This window comes from Clostridium chromiireducens, from assembly GCF_002029255.1.
Lineage (GTDB): Bacteria > Bacillota > Clostridia > Clostridiales > Clostridiaceae > Clostridium > Clostridium chromiireducens.
In genome coordinates this window covers 1-544 of the sequence record NZ_MZGT01000187.1, presented here as the reverse complement: position 1 = coordinate 544, position 544 = coordinate 1, and the positions used below count along the sequence as shown (strand labels likewise).

Annotated in this window: 1 protein-coding gene; it reads right to left on the bottom strand. The window is 20.2% G+C overall.

Features of this window, described 5'->3' with window-relative positions:
* Positions 1-283 precede the first annotated feature (283 nt).
* Complete coding sequence (locus CLCHR_RS24315) at positions 284-487, bottom strand: hypothetical protein (protein WP_242966200.1); 204 nt, start codon at positions 485-487, stop codon at positions 284-286.
* Positions 488-544: the final 57 nt, after the last annotated feature.

Below are 544 nucleotides of genomic sequence, written 5' to 3'. Positions count from 1 at the left end.
CATTTAGAAAGAAAATCTATAAACTTAAGTAAACTTAAAACTTTTATTTTAGATGAAGCAGATCAAATGTTATTTATGGAATGTAATAAATAATAAAATTAGTAACTTTTTTCATTCAATAACTTTAGAAGATCTTGTTAACGATTATAAAAAGTATAATAAAGAAGATATGTATTATATATAGCTGATTAAAAACATTTTAATCAAAAAGGTATTATAAAATAATTATAATACCTTTAAAAGAAATTATTAATATGTGTAAATGCCTACATTAATTTGTAGGCTATTTTATTTCAATACTTTTTAACTTGTTCCTAATTTCGTACATTTCAGTTTCAAGGCTATCGATTTTTTGATCTAACATTTGTATAGTTCTACTATCAGTAACTTTTGATTTTTCATCTAAATATCTATCTATATCAGCCATAACTCCTAATAGTTTTTTAAATAAATCATATGCAGTTGTCATATTATCAAATCCTTTCAAAATAATAATATAAGTTTAAATAATATCTGGATAATAATTTAATTTATTCAAGAAAAG